Annotated in this window: 17 protein-coding genes; 10 read left to right on the forward strand and 7 right to left on the reverse strand. The window is 64.4% G+C overall.

Features of this window, described 5'->3' with window-relative positions; all coding sequences use genetic code 11:
* Positions 1 to 208 precede the first annotated feature (208 nt).
* Entirely contained in the window at positions 209 to 1,636 is a 1,428-nt protein-coding gene (locus BEK68_RS19100; protein ID WP_012430162.1) for a nucleobase:cation symporter-2 family protein, read from the forward strand.
* A gap of 28 nt (positions 1,637 to 1,664) precedes the next feature.
* Here BEK68_RS19100 and BEK68_RS19105 read toward each other — a convergent pair whose 3' ends face one another.
* Positions 1,665 to 2,747 (reverse strand): aldose epimerase family protein, encoded by a 1,083-nt coding sequence (locus BEK68_RS19105; protein WP_012430163.1) that lies wholly within the window; start codon positions 2,745 to 2,747, stop codon positions 1,665 to 1,667.
* Positions 2,744 to 3,967 (reverse strand): XylR family transcriptional regulator, encoded by a 1,224-nt coding sequence (locus BEK68_RS19110; RefSeq protein WP_004627722.1) that lies wholly within the window; start codon positions 3,965 to 3,967, stop codon positions 2,744 to 2,746. Before BEK68_RS19110 ends, BEK68_RS19105 begins: the two co-directional genes overlap by 4 nt.
* A 269-nt stretch (positions 3,968 to 4,236) precedes the next feature.
* On the opposite strand from BEK68_RS19110, the gene xylF reads away from it, so the two are divergent.
* The 5 genes from xylF to BEK68_RS19135 all read left to right on the forward strand — a co-directional run bounded on the left by xylF (position 4,237) and on the right by BEK68_RS19135 (position 9,821).
* Positions 4,237 to 5,265: a D-xylose ABC transporter substrate-binding protein gene (xylF, locus tag BEK68_RS19115; RefSeq protein WP_012430164.1), complete on the forward strand. Its 1,029-nt coding sequence runs from the start codon at positions 4,237 to 4,239 to the stop codon at positions 5,263 to 5,265.
* A gap of 81 nt (positions 5,266 to 5,346) precedes the next feature.
* Complete coding sequence (gene xylG / locus BEK68_RS19120; protein WP_012430165.1) at positions 5,347 to 6,900, forward strand: D-xylose ABC transporter ATP-binding protein; 1,554 nt, start codon at positions 5,347 to 5,349, stop codon at positions 6,898 to 6,900.
* Between the two features lie 2 nt (positions 6,901 to 6,902).
* A complete protein-coding gene (locus tag BEK68_RS19125) occupies positions 6,903 to 8,105 on the forward strand; it encodes a sugar ABC transporter permease (protein WP_012430166.1) in 1,203 nt (400 codons plus the stop codon).
* Between the two features lie 46 nt (positions 8,106 to 8,151).
* Positions 8,152 to 8,919 (forward strand): SDR family NAD(P)-dependent oxidoreductase, encoded by a 768-nt coding sequence (locus BEK68_RS19130; RefSeq protein ID WP_012430167.1) that lies wholly within the window; start codon positions 8,152 to 8,154, stop codon positions 8,917 to 8,919.
* The gene (locus tag BEK68_RS19135; RefSeq protein WP_012430168.1) at positions 8,916 to 9,821 is read left to right on the forward strand and encodes an SMP-30/gluconolactonase/LRE family protein; all 906 of its coding nucleotides are present in this window, start codon (positions 8,916 to 8,918) and stop codon (positions 9,819 to 9,821) included. The genes BEK68_RS19130 and BEK68_RS19135 overlap by 4 nt, the downstream gene beginning before the upstream one ends.
* On the opposite strand, the gene BEK68_RS19140 is transcribed toward BEK68_RS19135, so the two are convergent.
* Positions 9,812 to 10,996: a fumarylacetoacetate hydrolase family protein gene (locus tag BEK68_RS19140; protein WP_012430169.1), complete on the reverse strand. Its 1,185-nt coding sequence runs from the start codon at positions 10,994 to 10,996 to the stop codon at positions 9,812 to 9,814. The two genes, BEK68_RS19135 and BEK68_RS19140, sit on opposite strands and share 10 nt — an antisense overlap.
* A gap of 139 nt (positions 10,997 to 11,135) precedes the next feature.
* On the opposite strand from BEK68_RS19140, the gene BEK68_RS19145 reads away from it, so the two are divergent.
* Both BEK68_RS19145 and BEK68_RS19150 read left to right on the forward strand, forming a co-directional pair.
* Entirely contained in the window at positions 11,136 to 11,891 is a 756-nt protein-coding gene (locus tag BEK68_RS19145; RefSeq protein ID WP_012430170.1) for an IclR family transcriptional regulator, read from the forward strand.
* Between the two features lie 89 nt (positions 11,892 to 11,980).
* The gene (locus BEK68_RS19150; RefSeq protein ID WP_012430171.1) at positions 11,981 to 12,997 is read left to right on the forward strand and encodes a LacI family DNA-binding transcriptional regulator; all 1,017 of its coding nucleotides are present in this window, start codon (positions 11,981 to 11,983) and stop codon (positions 12,995 to 12,997) included.
* 21 nt (positions 12,998 to 13,018) lie between these two features.
* Here BEK68_RS19150 and BEK68_RS19155 read toward each other — a convergent pair whose 3' ends face one another.
* The gene (locus tag BEK68_RS19155; protein ID WP_012430172.1) at positions 13,019 to 14,803 is read right to left on the reverse strand and encodes an IlvD/Edd family dehydratase; all 1,785 of its coding nucleotides are present in this window, start codon (positions 14,801 to 14,803) and stop codon (positions 13,019 to 13,021) included.
* A 303-nt stretch (positions 14,804 to 15,106) separates the two neighbouring features.
* Here BEK68_RS19155 and BEK68_RS19160 point away from each other — a divergent pair, with 303 nt between their 5' ends.
* Positions 15,107 to 15,646: a hypothetical protein gene (locus BEK68_RS19160; RefSeq protein ID WP_012430173.1), complete on the forward strand. Its 540-nt coding sequence runs from the start codon at positions 15,107 to 15,109 to the stop codon at positions 15,644 to 15,646.
* Positions 15,647 to 15,650: 4 nt separating this feature from the next.
* Here BEK68_RS19160 and BEK68_RS19165 read toward each other — a convergent pair whose 3' ends face one another.
* The gene (locus BEK68_RS19165; protein WP_012430174.1) at positions 15,651 to 16,310 is read right to left on the reverse strand and encodes a cysteine hydrolase family protein; all 660 of its coding nucleotides are present in this window, start codon (positions 16,308 to 16,310) and stop codon (positions 15,651 to 15,653) included.
* Positions 16,311 to 16,444: 134 nt separating this feature from the next.
* Here BEK68_RS19165 and BEK68_RS19170 point away from each other — a divergent pair, with 134 nt between their 5' ends.
* Positions 16,445 to 17,440 (forward strand): GlxA family transcriptional regulator, encoded by a 996-nt coding sequence (locus BEK68_RS19170; RefSeq protein WP_012430175.1) that lies wholly within the window; start codon positions 16,445 to 16,447, stop codon positions 17,438 to 17,440.
* 41 nt (positions 17,441 to 17,481) lie between these two features.
* Here the strand turns inward: BEK68_RS19170 and BEK68_RS19175 are convergent, their stop codons facing one another.
* Together BEK68_RS19175 and BEK68_RS19180 are read right to left on the reverse strand one after the other, a co-directional pair.
* Entirely contained in the window at positions 17,482 to 17,664 is a 183-nt protein-coding gene (locus BEK68_RS19175; RefSeq protein ID WP_004627694.1) for a glycine zipper 2TM domain-containing protein, read from the reverse strand.
* A gap of 72 nt (positions 17,665 to 17,736) precedes the next feature.
* Positions 17,737 to 18,297, reverse strand: coding sequence for a YggT family protein (locus tag BEK68_RS19180; RefSeq protein WP_012430176.1), 561 nt, complete (start codon positions 18,295 to 18,297; stop codon positions 17,737 to 17,739).
* Positions 18,298 to 18,339: the final 42 nt, after the last annotated feature.

Consider the following 18,339-nt stretch of genomic DNA (forward strand, 5'->3'; position numbering starts at 1 on the left):
AACAGGTAGATCACGGCGCACATGCGTTTCAGAACGCAAAATATGTACACAAAAAACGTATGTAATTGTTGACAGAAAAATGGCGCCCCTCCAAGATTCCGGCAAATACGCGGCATCACGCCGCATGAATGCCGGCGGATGGAACCCGCCCCATCCGCCTAAAGCACGCTCCCGGCATTGACACGGGGGCGGCCCCAGGAGACAGACAATGCGCCAATCCCCCGGCCAACCCACGCCTTCTTCGTCAACAATCGCCGACACCGTTGCCGATCCCGTCAACGAGTTCCTGCCGCTGCCGCGCCTGTTCGCGCTTGGCCTGCAACACCTGCTGGTGATGTACGCCGGGGCGATTGCCGTGCCGCTGATTGTCGGCAATGCGCTCGGCCTCTCGAAGAGCGATCTCTCGTATCTCGTCAATTGCGACCTGTTTGCGGCTGGGATCGGCACGCTGATCCAATCGCTCGGCTTCCTGATTTTCGGGATCCGCCTGCCGGTCATGATGGGCGTCACGTTTGCGGCGGTTGCCCCGATGATCGCCATCGGTGTGGAGCCCGGCATGGGGCTGCCCGGCATCTTCGGGGCGTCGATCGTTTCCGGCGTGTTCGGCATTGCCGTTGCACCGCTGATGGGGCGGCTGCTGGGCCTGTTCCCGCGCGTGGTGACGGGCACGGTCATCATGCTGATCGGCTTTTCGCTGCTGAGCGTAGGGATCAACTGGGCCGCGGGCGGCCAGCAGATGATTCCGCAGGTGGTGGACGGCGTGCGCCACATGGTGCCGAACCCGGCGTTTGGCGATCCGTTCGGCCTCGCCATTGCGGCGCTGGTGCTGGTGACGATCCTGCTGCTGACCAAGTTCGGCAACGCACTGCTGTGCAACATCGCTGTGCTGCTGGGCATCGTCACGGGCACGCTTGTCGCGGCGGCGTTCGGCAAGGTGTCAATGGCCGATGCGAGCGCTGCGCCGCTGATGACGCTGGTGACGCCGTTCTACTTCGGCATGCCGAAGTTCGAGCTGTCGGCCATCATCTCGATGTGCATCGTGATCGTGATCACGCTGGTGGAATCGACTGGCATGTTCCTCGCGCTGGCGCACGTGGTGGGCAAGCCGATCTCGCGCAACGAACTGACCAATGGCCTGCGTGCCGACGGTCTGGCGACGGTCGTGGCCGGTGTGTTCAATACGTTCCCGCATACGTCGTTCTCGCAGAACATCGGGCTGGTGTCGATCACGGGCGTGCGGTCGCGCTACGTGGCGGCCGCCGGCGGTGTGCTGCTGATCGTGCTGGGGCTGTTTCCGAAGCTGTCTTACGTGGTGGCATCGGTGCCGCAATACGTGCTGGGCGGCGCGGGCATCGTGATGTTCGGCATGGTGGCCGCAGCCGGTATCCGCATGCTGGGCATGGTCGATTTCCAACAGCAGCGCCACAACCTGCTGATCATCGCGGTGTCGGTGGGCTTTGGCATGATGCCGACGCTGGCGCCGGCCTTCTTCCATCACTTCCCGGACTGGACGCGCCCGATCACCCACAGCGGCATCGTAATGGGCACGCTGGTGGCCGTTGTGCTGAACGCCTGGTTCAACGGCATTCGCGGCTCGCACGAAGTGATACATGGCGAGGCCGCAGCCGCACATTGAGCATCCAACGCCCGCGCTTCAACGCGGCTCAGGTTTCTCTGGCAACCGAGACGCGGTATGCAGTGCGCTGCCGATAGACCTGGCCCGGGCGCAGCATGACCGCCTCCGCATCGGGCATGTTGACCTGGTTCGGAAACGCACTCGCTTCCAGACATAAGCCGCTGCGTTGCGCGTGCGTGCCCGACAGCATGTGGCCCGAGTAGAACTGAAGCCCGCGCTGGTCTGTGAGCACTGTCAATTCGCGGCCGCTGCCGGGTTCATACAGACGCGCGACCGGACGCACATGCGGGTGATCGTCCGGCACCGTGTTACGCAGCATGAAGCAGTGGTCGAACCCGCCGGCCTGCGCCAACTGCGCGTTAGGCCAGTCCAGCCGTACCCCGATGGGCGCCGCCTGCCGAAAATCGAATGCCGTGCCGGCGACACTCACTGCCCGCGTCGGGATCAACTTGGCATCGACTTCCAGGTAGGCATCGGCATCGATCGACAGGATGTGGCCCCTGATGTCAGTGCCGGGCTTTCCGCTGAGGTTGAAATATCCGTGGCTGGTCAGGTTGATTGGCGTGGGCGCATCGGTGCGGGCCTCGTAGTCGATTGACAGCGTGCCGTCGTCGTCAAGCGCATAGCGAACCTGGACGGCGACATTGCCCGGGAACCCCGCATCGCCTTCCGCAGACATGAGCCTCAGGACCAAAGCGCCGTCCTGCTCTTCGGCGTCCCATAGCGCTCGATGAAATCCGCTTGCCCCTCCATGCAGCAGATTGCTGTCCTCATTGCGGTCGAGCGCGTAGTCGATGCCGTCGAGCGTAAAGCGTGCGCCGGCAATCCGGTTGGCCCAGCGCCCGATCAAGCCCCCAAGGTAGCCCCCCGATTGAAGGTAGGCGGCAGGCGTCGCGTGGTTGAGCAGAATCTCGCCCAGGCGCCCGCCGCGATCCGGCGCTTGCCAGGAGACGAGCGTCGCCCCGAGGTCGCTGATCGAAACGCGCATGTCCGAGGCATTGCGCAGCGTGAACAGCCGAACCGGCTCACCGTCGGGCAAGTGCCCCCATGTTGCTGACGAGATGGCGCCGTCGAGCGGCGCGTGTGCGGACAGCGCTGGCGCGATGCTCATGATTGGCCCTCTGCGATGGCGCGTTCCTGGTATTCGCGCGGCGTGCAATCCAGCTCACGGCGGAATACGGCGTGCATATATTGCGGGGACGTAAAGCCGCAGCGCACCGCCACCTCGGCGGTTGCAACATCACGGCTGGCCAGCATGTGCTTGGCCGCGTCGAGCTTATGGCGAAGGATTTCCTGGTGCACGGTGCAATGCAATTCACGACGAAAGTGTTCTTCGAGCGATGACCGCGAGATACCGACGTAGTCCGCGACCTGCTCGGTCTTGATCCCTTGGCAGGCATATTGCCGAATGAAGTGCCGCGCCCGCATGACATACGGGCTGGCAAGCGGCTGGTGCCGGGACGACGCCAGCACATTGATGCCGACCGGCGGCACGAGAATCTGCCGGCCTGCCAGGCGGGCGCCGCCCAGCATCTGATGCAGCAGATGTGCGGCGGTGCGACCCATTTCCACAGTGCCCTGAATGACCGACGACAACGGGATGCGGCTCAGCGTGCGCGTGAGTGGATCGTTGTCGATGCCGATGATGGCGATTTCTTCCGGCACGGCGAACCCTGCCGTCATGCAGGCCTGCAGCAGATGCCGCGCCCGCGCATCCGTCACGGCAATGATGCCGATGGGCCTGGGCAAGCCGCGCAGCCATTCGATCAACTGGCTGATCGCCTGATGCCAGGTCGGCGCGCTGGTCGAAAGCCCCCGATAGATCTCCTGCTCAACGGGGGCGGCGGGATTGTCCTGCCGGCGCAAACGCGTAAAGGCCAGTTCGCGCTGCTGTGCCCAGCGGTTTTCCGGCGCCTGGGGCAGGCTGTACAGCGCAAAGTGCTGCAGGCCGGCTTCGATCAGGTGCCGGTATGCCAGCGCGACCAGCTTGCTGTTGTCCGTTGCGACATAGGGCACGTTTGCCGGGTAGTGCGCGGCGTCTTCATACGATGAGCCGACGGCCACCACCGGAAGCGGACAGTCGCGCAGCGCTTCAGCCACGGCGGGGTCGTCGAAATCCGCGATGATGCCGTCGCCGTCAAAGCGCTCGATACCGGGCAGGCGGCAGCGGAAGTCCTCTTCCAGAAACAGGTCCCACGTCACGCGGGTGGAGCGCATGTAGTCGCCAATGCCCGCAATGATTTCGCGGTCATACACCTTGTTGGCATTGAACAGCAGCGCAATGCGATGAATGCGCGCGTGCTGCGAAGGATCGGGCAGTTGACGATGCATGGCTTGAGGGCGCTCGCGGTGGCAGGGGTTTGCCATACGGCGGTGGCGCCGGGGCGTGCCGCTCGCCCGCACATTCTATGGGCTGCGTGCGGCGCTGTCAGACGATGCCCGCCGGTTGGAAATAAATGTTAGGGCGGTTGGGCAATTTCGTAATTGCCGGTGCCAAGGCGGCGCATGCACCATGCGACTGCCGTCGAGCCGGCCGAAATCTATTGCGGCGCAGCAGACGCCACGTCGGTACCCACCAACAAAAGAAGATGGAGTGAGACATGAAATCGAACCAACGCCGTTGTGTTCTGAGGGCCGCCTTTTGCGGTGCAGTGCTCGCCAGCCTGTCGATGGGCGCGCCGCTGGCGCACGCGAGCAAGGCGCATCCGGAAATCGGCTTCTGTATCGACGATCTGCGCGTGGAGCGCTGGTCGCGCGACCGCGATTACTTTGTCGCCGCTGCAGAAAAACTGGGTGCCAAGGTGTCGGTGCAATCGGCGGACGCCAGCGAGCAACGCCAGATCTCGCAGATCGAGAACCTGATCTCGCGCGGTGTCGACGTGATCGTCATCGTGCCGTTCAACTCCAAGGCGCTGACCAACGTGGTGGCCGAAGCCAAGAAGGCGGGCATCAAGGTGGTGTCATATGACCGCCTGATTCTCGATGCCGACGTTGACGCCTACATTTCGTTCGATAACGAGAAGGTGGGTGAACTGCAAGCGCAGGGCGTCTTCAACGTGCGCCCGAAGGGCAACTACTTCCTGCTGGGCGGCGCGCCGACGGACAACAACGCGAAGATGCTGCGGCAGGGCCAGTTGAAGGTGCTGCAGCCTGCCATCGACCGTGGCGACATCAAAGTTGTTGGCTCGCAATGGGTGCCCGAGTGGAGCGCCTCTGCGGCGCTGGGTATCGTTGAAAACGCGCTGACCGCGAACAACAACAAGATCGATGCCGTGGTCGCATCCAACGACGGCACGGCCGGTGGCGCGATCCAGGCGCTGGCTGCGCAGAAGCTGGCCGGCAAGGTGCCGGTGTCGGGCCAGGATGCGGACCTTGCCGCCGTCAAGCGCGTGATTGCCGGCACGCAGACGATGACGGTCTACAAGCCACTCAAGCTGATTGCCACCGAGGCTGCGCAGCTTTCGGTAGCCCTCGCCAAGGGCGACAAGCTCAAATACAACGCGCAGTACGACAACGGCAAGAAAAAGGTCGACACGGTGCTGCTGCAACCCACCCAACTCACCAAGGACAACGTCAACCTGGTGGTGAAAGACGGCTTCTACACGCAGGCTCAGATCAGCGGCCAGTAAGGTCGCGCAGTCAGGGCCGCTTTGTGCCGGCGATGAGCTAACCCTTCGTCGCCGGCCGCGTTCGTACCTCAAGGACGGGGCATGTCTGAACCTCTGTTGCAGATGCGCGGCATCGTCAAGACGTTCGACGGTGTGAAGGCGCTTGACGGTATCAACCTGGTCGTGAGGCCAAGCGAGTGTGTTGGCCTGTGCGGCGAGAACGGCGCCGGAAAATCCACGCTCATGAAGGTGCTCTCCGGTGTGTACCCGAGCGGCACCTGGGATGGCGAAATCCTCTGGGAGGGGCAGCCACTGCGCGCCGGCGGTATTTGCGACACCGAGCGCGCGGGTATCGTCATCATTCATCAGGAACTGATGCTGGTGCCGGAATTGTCGGTGGCGGAGAACATCTATCTTGGCAACGAAATCACGCTGCCAGGCGGCCGCATGAATTACGCGGCCATGTACCAGGGCGCCGACAAGCTGCTGCGCGACCTGAACATCCAGGGCATCAACGTGGCGTTGCCCGTGATGCACTACGGCGGCGGCCATCAGCAGCTGATTGAAATTGCCAAGGCGCTTAACAAGCGCGCCAAGCTGCTGATCCTGGATGAGCCGTCGTCATCGCTCACGGCGGCGGAGACGCGCATCCTGCTCGACATCGTGCGCGACCTGAAAGCGCGCGGCATTGCGTGCGTCTACATCTCGCACAAGCTCGACGAGGTGGAGGCGGTGTGCGACACCGTGACCGTCATCCGCGATGGCCGCCATGTGTCGACCGCGCCGATGCGTGATCTGACTACCGACCGCATCGTCGCGCAGATGGTCGGGCGCGAAATTACGCAACTGTTTCCGCGCGAGCCGCATCCCATCGGCGAGGTGGTGTTCGAGGCACGCAACGTGACGTGCTACGACGCCAACAACCCGACTCGCAAGCGGGTCGACGATGTGTCCTTCGCGGTGCGGCGTGGCGAAATTCTCGGCGTGGCGGGATTGGTTGGGGCAGGGCGCACCGAGCTGATGCAGGCGGTGTTTGGCGCGTACGAAGGTGCCAGTGAGGTGGAGCTGGTGCTGGACGGAAAGCCGCTGAAAATCCGCGCGCCGCTAGACGCCATTCGTGCGGGCATTGCGATGGTGCCGGAAGACCGCAAGCGTCACGGCATCGTTTCGCTGATGAGCGTGGGGCACAACATCACGCTGGCCGTCCTGCAGCGTTTCGCGCGTCTTGGGCGCATTGACGGCGCGGCCGAACTCGACACGATCCGCAAAGAGATGCGCCGGCTTGCCGTGCGTGCGGCGCATCCGATGCTACCCATTGCCAGCCTGTCGGGCGGCAATCAGCAAAAGGCCGTTCTGACGCGAATGCTGCTGACCGAGCCGCGCGTCCTGATTCTGGACGAGCCGACGCGCGGCGTGGACGTCGGCGCCAAATACGAGATCTACAAGCTGATCGGTGATCTCGCCAAGCGCGGCATGGCCATCATCGTGATCTCGTCGGAGCTGCCCGAAGTGCTTGGCATTTCGGACCGCGTGCTCGTGATCGGCGAGGGCGAACTGCGCGGCGACTTCGTGAACGACGGCTTGACGCAGGAACACATTCTGACCGCAGCCATTCAACCGGTGCGGCACACATCCACTTTTCATCGGGGTGGCTAGGCATGACCTCTCAAACAAGCCCTCAAGCCGCAGGCGGGGTGGACCATTCGCGCAGCACAATCAAAGCAACGCAGCGCTTGCGGCAACTCTTTGCCCGCTACAAGATCCTGGCCTTGCTGATCGCCGTGGCGGCAATCTGGCTGTTCTTTTCGATGCTGACCGACGGTGCGTTTACGTCGCCGCGCAATCTCTCCAATCTGCTGCGGCAGATGTCGATTACGGGGATGCTGGCCTGCGGGATGGTCTTCGTCATCATCGCGGGCGAGATCGATCTTTCGGTCGGTTCGTTGCTTGGCTTGCTCGGTGGCGTGGCGGCCATCCTGGATCAAGGACTGGGCTGGCCGATCACGGCGACGGTGCCCGTGGTGCTGCTGCTCGGCGTGGCCATGGGCCTGTTCAACGGATGGTGGTCGACCTACCGGGGCGTGCCGTCCTTCATCGTCGGCCTGGGCGGCATGCTGGCGTATCGCGGCATCCTGCTCGGCCTGACGCATGGCTCGACGATTGCGCCGGTGTCGGACAGCTTCGTGCTGATCGGCCAAGGTTACTTGCCGCGCCATGTGGGCGACCTCATGGCGGTGCTGATCTTCTGCCTGTTGATCTTCGTGGTGGCGAGGCAGCGGCGTGAACATCGCCGCTATGAACTCGACGTCGCGCCGCTCTGGCAGGACGTCGCCAAGCTTGTTGTGGCGGGCGCGGTCATCGTCGCCTTTGTCGCCACGCTCAACAGCTATGGCGGCATTCCGGTGCCTGTTCTGCTCGTGCTGGCGTTGCTCGGTATTTTTTCTTGGATCGCCAGCCAGACGGTTTTCGGCCGCCGTATCTACTCCGTGGGTTCAAACCTTGAAGCCACACGCCTGTCGGGCATTAACACCGATCGCGTGAAGCTTGCCATTTTCGGGCTCATGGGCTTGATGTGCGCGTTTGCCGGCATCGTCAATACGGCGCGTCTGGCGGCGGGCTCGCCGTCCGCCGGAACCATGGGCGAACTGGATGCCATTGCGGCCTGCTTCATCGGCGGCACGTCCATGCGCGGCGGCGCGGGTACGGTCTACGGCGCGCTGGTCGGTGCGCTGGTCATGGCGAGCCTCGACAACGGCATGTCCATGCTCGACGTGGACGCGTACTGGCAGATGATCGTCAAGGGCAGCATCCTCGTGCTGGCCGTCTGGGTGGACGTCATCTCGCGCTCCGGCCGCCGCTGAGGCTGCGCTACAGGCTTTATCTCTTTTGCTGTCACTGGAATCTCTTATGTCTTATGCGATTTATCCGAGCCTTGTTAACAAGAACGTTGTGATTACCGGCGGCGGTAGCGGCATTGGCGCTGCCATTGTCGAAGGCTTTGCCAAACAGGGCGCGCGTGTGACGTTCCTCGATATCGCCCGTGCCGACTCAGAAGCGCTGGCGTCGTCGCTGGGCGAGTGCGTGCATCCGCCGGTCTTCCGCTACTGCGACTTGCGCGACATCGACACGTTGAACGCCACGTTCTCGGATATCGAGGCCGACACCGGCCCCATCGACGTGCTGATCAACAACGCCGCCAATGATGACCGCCATCAGATCGGAACCGTGACCCAGGCCTATTGGGACAACCGCATCGAGGTGAACCTGCGCCATCAGTTCTTCTGCGCGCAGGCCGTGCTGCCCAGCATGAAGAAGCGGGGGCACGGCGTGATCCTCAACCTTGGGTCCATCTCGTGGCACCTTGCCCAGGCGGACCTCGCCATCTACATGACGGCCAAGGCCGGCATCGAGGGCCTGACGCGCGGTCTGGCGCGTGATCTGGGCGGATTCGGCATTCGCGTCAATTGCATCGTGCCCGGCGCGGTGCGCACGCCGCGGCAGATGGCGCTCTGGCAATCGCCCGAGAGCGAAGCCAAGCTGCTGGGCGAGCAATGCCTGCATGAGCGTGTCGACCCTGAACATGTGGCACGTATGGCGCTTTTTCTTGCGTCGGACGATGCCGCGCGTTGCACAGCGCGCGAGTACTTTGTCGATGCCGGGTGGTACGGCGGATGATGGCGCCGATCATTCCGGATTGCGTCTGGCGCGTCGGCGCAACGCTTGGGGAGGGCGCGGTGTGGCACGCGGCATCGCGCTGCGTGGTCTTTGTCGATATCCAGGGCAGGCGGCTCTACCGCTATGACCCCGATACCGATGTGCGCCGCAGCTGGGTCGCGCCAGGCCAGATCGGCTTTGCGCTGCCCAGCGTTGACGGCAGCTGGATCTGCGGCGTACCAGGCGGTCTCTATCGGTTCAGCTTCGAAACCGGCACCTTCAGCCGCGTGTTGCCGGTCGAGACCGACAGGCCGGGAAATCGGCTCAATGATGGTTATGTCGACCGCACCGGCGCGCTGTGGTTTGGTTCGATGGACGATGCGGAGCGCGAGCCGAGCGGGCAGCTCTACCGGGTAGGCGGGGATGGTGGCCTGAGCGTGCGCGATTCGGGCTACGTGATCACGAATGGCCCGACCGCGAGCCCGGACGGCCGCACGCTCTATCACACCGATACCTTGCAGCGTGTGATCTATGCCTTCGACCTCGGCGACGACGGCAGCCTGGAACGCAAACGCATCTTCACCTCGATCGAGGGCAGCGGTTATCCAGACGGCATGGCCGTCGACGAGGAGGGGTGCCTGTGGGTCGCGCTGTTCGGCGGCGGGCGGATCGAGCGGTTCTCGCCCGACGGCCGATGCATCGGGCGTGTCGACTTTCCCTGTTCCAACATCACCAAGCTTGCGTTCGGCGGCGATGACTTGCAGACGGTCTATGCAACCACCGCCCGAAAGGGCCTGACGGACGAGGCGTTGCAGAAGGAGCCGCTTGCCGGCGGCTTGTTCGCGTTTCGCGCGCCGGTCAGAGGGCTCCCGTCCACGGATTGTGCTGTGGACTTTTCCGCAGCGGCGACAGGTCAGCCCTGACGGACGAGCCCACGTGCCGCCAGGTTGCGATACAGAGCCCGGACACCGAACGTCCACGGCGCGATTTCCGTCGACAGGCGTACCGTGTTGACCAGCGCGCCGAGGGGCGGGGCGCTGATCGTCACGCGGTCGCCCAGGTGGTGCGTAAAGCCGGCGCCAGGTGCGTCACGGTCCTTGATCGGCGAGAACATCGTGCCGAGAAACAGCATGAAGCCGTCCGGATACTGATGGTGCGGTCCGCAGGTCTGGGCGACGAGGTCAAGCGGGTCGCGGCTGATCTCGCTCATGTGGCTCACGCCGTCGAGCACGAAGCCGTCGTCGGCGCCATCAACACGCAGCGACACCTGCGTCGCGCGGATCGTGTCGAGCGTGAAGCGCTCGTCAAACAGGCGCACGAACGGGCCGATGGCGCAGGAGCCGTTGTTGTCCTTGCATTTGCCCAGCAGCAGCGCGGAGCGCCCCTCGATGTCGCGCAGATTCACGTCGTTGCCCAGCGCTGCTCCCACGACATGCCCCGTGCTGCTGACCGCCAGCACGATCTCCGGCTCCGGATTGTTCCACCGCGAGGCCGGATGCAGACCCACGTCGGCGCCGAATCCGACTGCCGACATCGGTTGCGATTTGGAAAACACTTCCGCATCGGGGCCGATGCCGACTTCCATGTATTGTGACCATGCGCCCCGGCGCTGCAGTTCGTCCTTGAGCCGCATGGCCGCATCGGAGCCGGGCTTGATCTTGGAGAGATCCGAGCCCACCACCCCGGCAATGGACGCGCGCACGTCGCGCGCCTTGGCTGGGTCGCCGCCTGCCTGCTCTTCGATCACCCGTTCGATCAGGCTGACGGCAAACGTCACGCCGCAGGCCTTGATCGGCTGCAGATCGTTCGGAGCGAGCAGGGTTGGCGCGTTGCCCGCACGATCGGCAGCCAGTGAGCGTTCGACAAGCGTTTCGACGCGACCGAGGTTTTCCCCTTGGGCCTGCCGCGCGACGGCCAGTGCGTCAGGATGCTCGAACAGATCTGCCACCGTTGGCACGGCTTCCGTGATGTCGAACACGACCCCGTTGCGCACCACCACGACGGATGGCCCCTTGCTTTTTTCTGTTGTGCGCCAGACCCGACCGACGAGCGTTGCATGCTCGAGATCGTGCGGCAAGTGGTTGGCGATGGCGGTCATGTGCGCTCCGTTCATTGAACTGTCCTGTTGCCAGGGAACCCGCGTGATCGTAGAGATGGCGATGCGGGGTGTCCAACCACGTGACGCAATTTCCAACCTGTTGGAAAATCGAGCCAATTGCGAGCGGAGCAGGTTTCCAGTGAAGACAGACTACGAGGTGCCAGCACTCAAGCGCATTCATGACGTGCTGGAAATACTCTGCGCGGCGACGTCTCCCGTCCGGCCGGCCGCATTGGCGCAGGCGACGGGCATGTCCAGAAGCACGTTGTACCTGCTGCTGGAGTCGCTCGAAAAGCGTCGCTGGATCGAGAAGCAGGCAGACGGCTATCTGATCGGCTTGACCCTGTTTGAGTTGGGCAACGCTTACTTCCGCCACGACAGCTTATTGGCAGCGTTCCGGCGCGAATCCGCCGCCTTCGTGGCCGCACACAATGAAGTCGTGCAACTGGCTGTGCTCGACGGTACGGAGGTCGTCTACATCGCGCGGGAAGACGCGCCGAGGCCGGTCCGCCTGGTATCGGATGTCGGCCTGCGCCTGCCGGCCCATTGTTGTGCGCTGGGCAAGGCGCTGCTCGCAAGCCTTGACGATGAAGCGGTGCGCGCGCTCCTGCCGGCTCGTCTTGCCGCCATGACGGAGCGCACCACCACGCGCCGCGCCGATTTGCTCGACGAGCTTGAGCGCATTCGCGTGCGGGGGCTGGCGACAGAGCGTGAGGAGGTGGTGGCGGGGCTCGCCTGCTTCGCGGCGTTTGTGGGCATCACGCCGCTAGGGAAACGCGTTGCGGTGAGTTCGAGCGTGCCCGTCAGCCGACTGGACGCCCGCAGGGAGAAACGCCTCGTCGTCGGTGTTGCGGGGATGGCGGACCGCATCGGCCGCGCGCTCGCGCAGGCATAGCGGCGGGCTGCTTCGTGGCCGGTTCCGCTATGATCGCCACACCTCTTTTTTCTTTCCTCTTTTCTCCCCTCGGCGCGTAGACGTTTCTCATGACCACCGGCACCACTCCTCCTCGCATGGCCGATGTTGCGCGCGTTGCCGGCGTGTCGAAGATGACCGTGTCGCGGGTGCTGGCAGGCGGCAGCGTGTCGCCCGAGACCCGCGCGCGCGTGCAAGAGGCCATCGATGCACTCGGCTACGTTGCTACGGCTGCGGCTGGAATGCTGTCCAGCGGCCGATCGGAATTCGTCGCCGCCCTGGTGCCTTCGCTGGCGAGTTCCAACTTTGCCGATACCGTGCGCGGACTGAGCGATGCGCTGGCGCCGCATGGTCTGCAACTGCTCCTGGGCGATACCGACTACCACCTCGATCAGGAGGAGGCGCTGGTGCGGTCGCTGCTGCGCCATCAGCCGCGTGGCATTGCCTTGACCGGGCGCCATCACAGTCCAGGCACGCGTGCGTTGCTGGAGCGCGCCGGCATCCCCATCGTCGAGATGTGGGATCTGCCTGAGCGCCCGATCGATCGCGCGGTCGGGTTCTCGAACGCCAAGGCGTCGCTCGCGATGCTGCATCACCTGCATCAGCGGGGCTACCGGCGCATTGGTTTCCTGTGCGGGGCAAGCGAACTGGACCGGCGCGGCACCGACCGCATGCGCGGGTACATGAGCGGAATCAAGTCGCTTGGCCTTGGCGAGCCGCGTGTGATCCGCCTGGGCGAGTCGCCCATCACCATGAGCCACGGCGGCCCGGCGATGGCCGCGTTGCTCGATGCCTGGCCCGACACCGATGCCGTGATGTGCGTGAGCGACATGTCCGCATTCGGCGCCATCATGGAATGCCACCGGCGCGGTCTGTCCGTGCCCGGTGACATTGCTGTTGGGGGCTTCGGCAATTTTGAAGTCGCGTGGTGCTGCCACCCGACCATCACGACGATTTCCGTCGACGCCTATGGCATCGGCCTGCGCACGGGCGAGGTCTTGCTCGATGCGCTCGGCGTTGGCGAGGCCACGAGCACCCGCAAGCTCTCACGCATCGACTTCAGCGTTGTCGAGCGCGAGAGCGCATAGCCGGCTGCTTCATGCGCAGCGTCAATGCGAGTGCCGTGGATTGCCGCGCGTCTCGATGACGTTCAGGTACAGGGTTGCCGGCTCCAGGCATCCGCCCGTTGAAAGCTGCCCGACGCACTTCCGATAGATTTCCTGCCAGGGCGTTTGCGACTGCGGCACGCTGAAGGTCGCGCTTTCACGGCGGCGTTCCAGCTCTTCCGCATCGACCAACACATCGACCCTGCGTGCATTGAGGTCCACGCGGATGCGATCGCCCGTGCGCAGCAGCGCAAGCCCGCCACCGGCTGCCGCCTCCGGAGACATGTTCAAGATCGATGGGCTGGCCGAGGTACCGCTTTGCCGGCCATCGCCCATGCAGGGCAGCGATTCGATCCCTTGCTTGACCAGTGCTGCGGGCGGCGCCATGTTGACGACCTCCGCGCTGCCCGGATAACCGACCGTTCCGCAGCCACGGATAACGAGGATGCAGCGTTCATCAATGGCGAGGGCCGGATCGTTGATGCGGGCGTGATAATCCTCGGGGCCATCGAAGACAATCGCGCGCGTCTCGAAAACATTTTCCGCGCCGGGCTCGCTCAGGTAGGTCTGCCGGAATGCCTCGCCTACCACCGACATCTTCATGATGGCGCTGTCGAAGAAATTGCCCGACAGCACGATGAAGCCGGCGCGATGCTTGAGCGGTGCGTCCACAGGAAAGATCACCTCGCGGTCGGCGGCGGGGGCGGCATCGGCAATTGCGCCGATCGTCCGGCCCGATACGGTGGGGCAATCGCGGCGCAGCAACCCGCCCGCGTCAAGCTGGCGCAATACGGCGGGCACGCCGCCCGAGCGGTGGAAGCTCTCGCCCAGGTATTCGCCTGCCGGCATGCAGTTCACGAGCAGCGGAACCGACTCTCCGTGGCGCTGCCAGTCTTCAAGGCTCAGTTCCACGCCCATGTGGCGCGCGATTGCGATGAGGTGTGGCGGGCAGTTGGTCGACGCACCAAGCGCGGAGGCCACCATGATGGCGTTTTCGAACGCCGCGCGCGTCATGATCGTCGAGGGGCGGATGTCTTCACGCACGAGGTCGACGATGCGCTTGCCCGTGGCATAGGCCATCTGCCCACGCTCGCGATACGCCGCCGGAATGCTGGCGCACCCAGGCAGCGACATGCCCAGCGCTTCGGCCAGGCTGTTCATCGACAGCGCGGTGCCCATCGTATTGCAGTGGCCAATCGACGGCGACGACGCGGTGGTCAACTCCATGAAGCCTTCGTAGTCGATGTCGCCGGCAGCCAGCCGGTTGCGCGCATGCCAGATGACGGTGCCCGAGCCCACCCGTTTGCCCTCGTGCCAGCCGTCCAGCATCGGCCCGCCAGACAGGACGATGGCCGGCAGGTCGACCGTGGCAGCGGCCATCAGGCAGGCGGGCGTGGTTTTATCGCAGCCGGTCGTCAGCACGACGCCGTCAAGCGGGAAGCCATGCAGGATCTCGACCAGACCGAGATAGGCGAGATTCCGATCGAGCGCCGCGGTCGGGCGGCGACTTTGCTCGGCCAGCGGGTGAACTGGAAACTCCATCGGAATGCCGCCCGCGTCGCGTATGCCGGCCTTCACACGCTGCGCCAGCTCAAGGTGGTGCCGGTTGCAAGGGGCCAGATCATTACCCGTCTGCGCAATGCCGATGATCGGCCGGCCAGACTGCAACTCTTCACGCGTCAAGCCGTAGTTCATGAAGCGTTCTACGTAGAGGGCGGTCATGTCTGCGTGGCTCGGATCGTCGAACCAAAGCTGGCTGCGCAGTCTGCGTGGAGGTTGGGCGGGCATGGTGTCTCGGTCGTTATATGCAACTGGGGTTCCCTCCGCGGGGAATTGGCGTGGCGCTTTCCGGAAGCCTGTGACGCAATTTTGGTACCGGTAACAGCGCATGGTAGAGCCGGAAGAAGGCGCAGGCAATAGCGCGTGTTGTCAGCCCCACTTCGGGGGAGGGTGTTTGGATTTGCCGACACCTGCCTGAGCGCAAGCGTTTGCCGCTCCGCCGGCTGGTGGGGGAGGGTTGCGGTTTCACGATTCTGCAAACAACGCGCCCTATGTTGGGCCGATCTTCGGGGGAAGATAGGGGGGGCTGCCATGCAGGTGTTATCCGCACGATTCGAAAAGACTGACGCGGGGCGACGTGAAATCGCCATGCGCAGCGGCGCGCTCAGCCGCTCAAGCCGCGCGCTGCTCATCATGGTGGACGGGCAGGCTACGGGAGAGGACCTTGTCGTACGTGCCGGCCAGCTCGGCCTGGAAGCGCAGGCCGTGGTTGAGCTGGTGCAGGCAGGTTTCATTCAAAGCGCAACCGATGTTGCTGGCGAGCCCGTCTTCGTTCAGGTGGCCGAGCCGCAACCCGAGGCGCCCAAGCCCGCTGCACCTGCCGCACCGGCGCGCAAGCGTTCGCTGGCGGCGGCGCGCATGTACCTCATGGACATTGCGGCACGCACATTCAGCTCGGCCGAGCACCCGATCCGCCAGCGCCTGGTCGAGGCCACCGACCGCGCCTCTGTGGAGAGCGCGTTCGATGCGTTGCTGGCGGCCCTGCGCGAAGCCACATCGGCGTCGATGGTGGAACAGGTGGAGGTGTCGTTCCGCGGGTTCCTGCCGGCCGAGGACGGTGTGGCCGGCTGACCGGTCACGCTGCCCGCTGCGCCACCTCATCCTTGAGCAGCCCACGGGCCCGCTGATTCGACTTGTAGATATTGTCGCGCACGGGCACCGCGCCGGTCTTCACGCTGTGCACCCATTCCTGGGTCGACATGACCGCCGCGAAGCGCGATTGCAGCACCACGCTGAACACGCGGTGGATCTCTTCCGCACTCGCAAAGCCGGCCTGGTTTTGATACGGCACCGCGCCCGACGCGTCATGCAGAAACTCCACCGCCGTGCCGTTGTGCAGGGCGTGGTTGATCGTGGATGCATCGCAGTTGTGCGTCATGTAGCCCACCACGGTGAGCGTATCGATGCCGCGGGCTTCCAGCCATTGCGCCAGGTCCGTCTCCGGATAGGCGCTGGGCAGCAGCTTGCGCAGATAGTGGTCATGCGGACGCGACGCCACCACGGGGTGCAGTTGCCAGCCGTCGGTATCAATGGCAAACAGCGGCGAGCTGGCCGGCGAGGTCTGCTGCACGACGATCACCGGAATGCCCGCCTCGCGTGCCGCATCCATGGCGACGCCGATGTTTGCGACGGTCTGCTGCGGGTCCGGATACTCGATCGGCAGGCCGCCGGTGAAATATTCGTTCTGCACATCGATGACGATCAGGGCGCGCTTCGGGGTGTTGTTCGTGGTCATGGCTGACTCCTCAAGGTCGGTTGGATCGGGCATTTGCGTGAGCCCGTGGACAGCATCTTCGCCGATGACTATCCTTCCCGACAGTGGCCCGAAATACGTTTATCGAAAGAATCAGGCCAAAGCGCGGAGCCCGTATGCAACCCCAGCAACTCCAGCAACCTCAGCATCCCCAGGAAATCGCCGTTCTGGCCTTCAACGACATCAGCCCGTTTCACCTGTCCGTGCCGTGTCTTGTATTTGAAGACCGCGTCTGGGCGGGGCTGCCGTCCTACAACCTGCGGATCTGTGCCGGGGAGCCCGCCAGGAAGGGCGGTCTGCGCACCACGGCTGGGTTTGCCGTGCAGACGGATTTCACACTCGAAGATGCCGCCCGCGCCGACGTGCTGGTCGTGCCGTCATGGCGCGATACGGAAGAGCGGCCGCCGGCGGCCATGGTGAATGCGGTACGGGATGCTTACGAACGCGGCGCCACGGTGGTCGGCCTGTGCCTGGGCGCGTTTGTGCTGGCGGAGGCAGGCGTGCTCGATGGCCACGAGGCCACCACGCACTGGAGCGCTGCCGATGCGTTCTCCCAACGCTACCCGCGTGTGAAGCTGGTGCCCGATGTCCTGTATCTGGACGCTGCCGACGGCCGGCTGGTGACATCTGCAGGCACCGCCGCCGGGTTGGATTGCTGCCTGCACCTGGTGCGCCGCTGGCATGGCGCGGAGGTGGCCAACCGCATGGCGCGGCGGCTCGTGGTGGCGCCGCACCGGCAGGGCGGTCAGGCGCAATACATCGAGCAACCGCTGCACGATGCGCCGGGCGGTGATCGACTGTCCGATTTGCTGAACTGGGCAGTGGCCAACTTGGCACAGCCGCATTCGCTCGACTCGCTGGCCGAACGCGCGGCCATGAGCCGGCGCAATTTCACGCGGCGCTTTCGTGAACTGACAGGAACCACTGTCAGCCAATGGTTGCTCGGGCAGCGTCTGGCCTATGCGCAACGCATGCTGGAAACCACGCGTCAGCCGGTCGAAGCGATTGCGCAACTGGCGGGGTTCGGCAGCGCCGTATCGCTGCGCCAGCATTTCAGCCGGACGTATCACACGTCGCCCAGCGCTTACCGCGCCTTGTTTGCGCAAGCCTGAAAAGAAAAAAAAGCGGCTGGTCAGCCGCTGTGGTGTGTTGTTTACTTGCTCAGCTCGTGGCCGATGACGGCGCCTGCTGCGGCACCTCCGATCGTCCCAGCCGTGCTGTGCGTCATTTCGTGGCCAGCCACACCGCCTGCCACCGCGCCGCCGGCCGTACACGCCGCGAGCGTGGGCGCCAGCGCGGCAAGTGCGCATATCAGCGCCGTTTTCCATGCATTCATGATGTCCTCCTGAGTGGCCGGCCAGATGCAGCGGTCGGCATATCCCTCAGTCGAGCAAAGCGCGTGCCGCGCTCACATGAACAGCGGTGACAGCGACAGATGCGACAGCGCGATCACGATCACCTGCGCAATCACCAGCAGGATCAGCGGAGACAGGTCGAGCCGCCCGCCCAGCGGAGGGACCACGCGGCGGATCGGGCGCAACAGCGGGTCGACCAGTGTGTTGAGCACCGCGCCCATTGGCGATGCCGGCCCCATCCACGATAGAACGGCCGATGCAATGGTCACCCACACCAGCACGTTGAACGCCCATTTGAGCACGGTGAAGAGCGCGGCCACAAAGCCCATTGGCACGAGTGCCATCGGGCTCACGCCCACCGACGCCACCAGCAGGAAGAGATAGACAAGCGCCGTGGCATAAGCCGCCACCAGCGATGACCAGTCGATATAGCCCGTGGCCGGAATCACCCGGCGCAGCGGGTGCACCAGCCAGCCGGTCAACTGGAAGATGGCCTGTGACAGCGGATTGCGCGGTGACAGCCGCACCGCTTGCGTCCAGGCGCGCAGGAGCAGCGCCGCGCCAAAGAGCGAGAAGATCGTGTCGAGCAGAAAACGCGTGATATCGCCGAACATGCGTCCGGTTCTCCTATGGTCAGGTCTGGCAGAAGCGCGCGG

Origin of the sequence: Ralstonia pickettii, assembly GCF_001699815.1 — a bacterium.
Lineage (GTDB): Bacteria > Pseudomonadota > Gammaproteobacteria > Burkholderiales > Burkholderiaceae > Ralstonia > Ralstonia thomasii.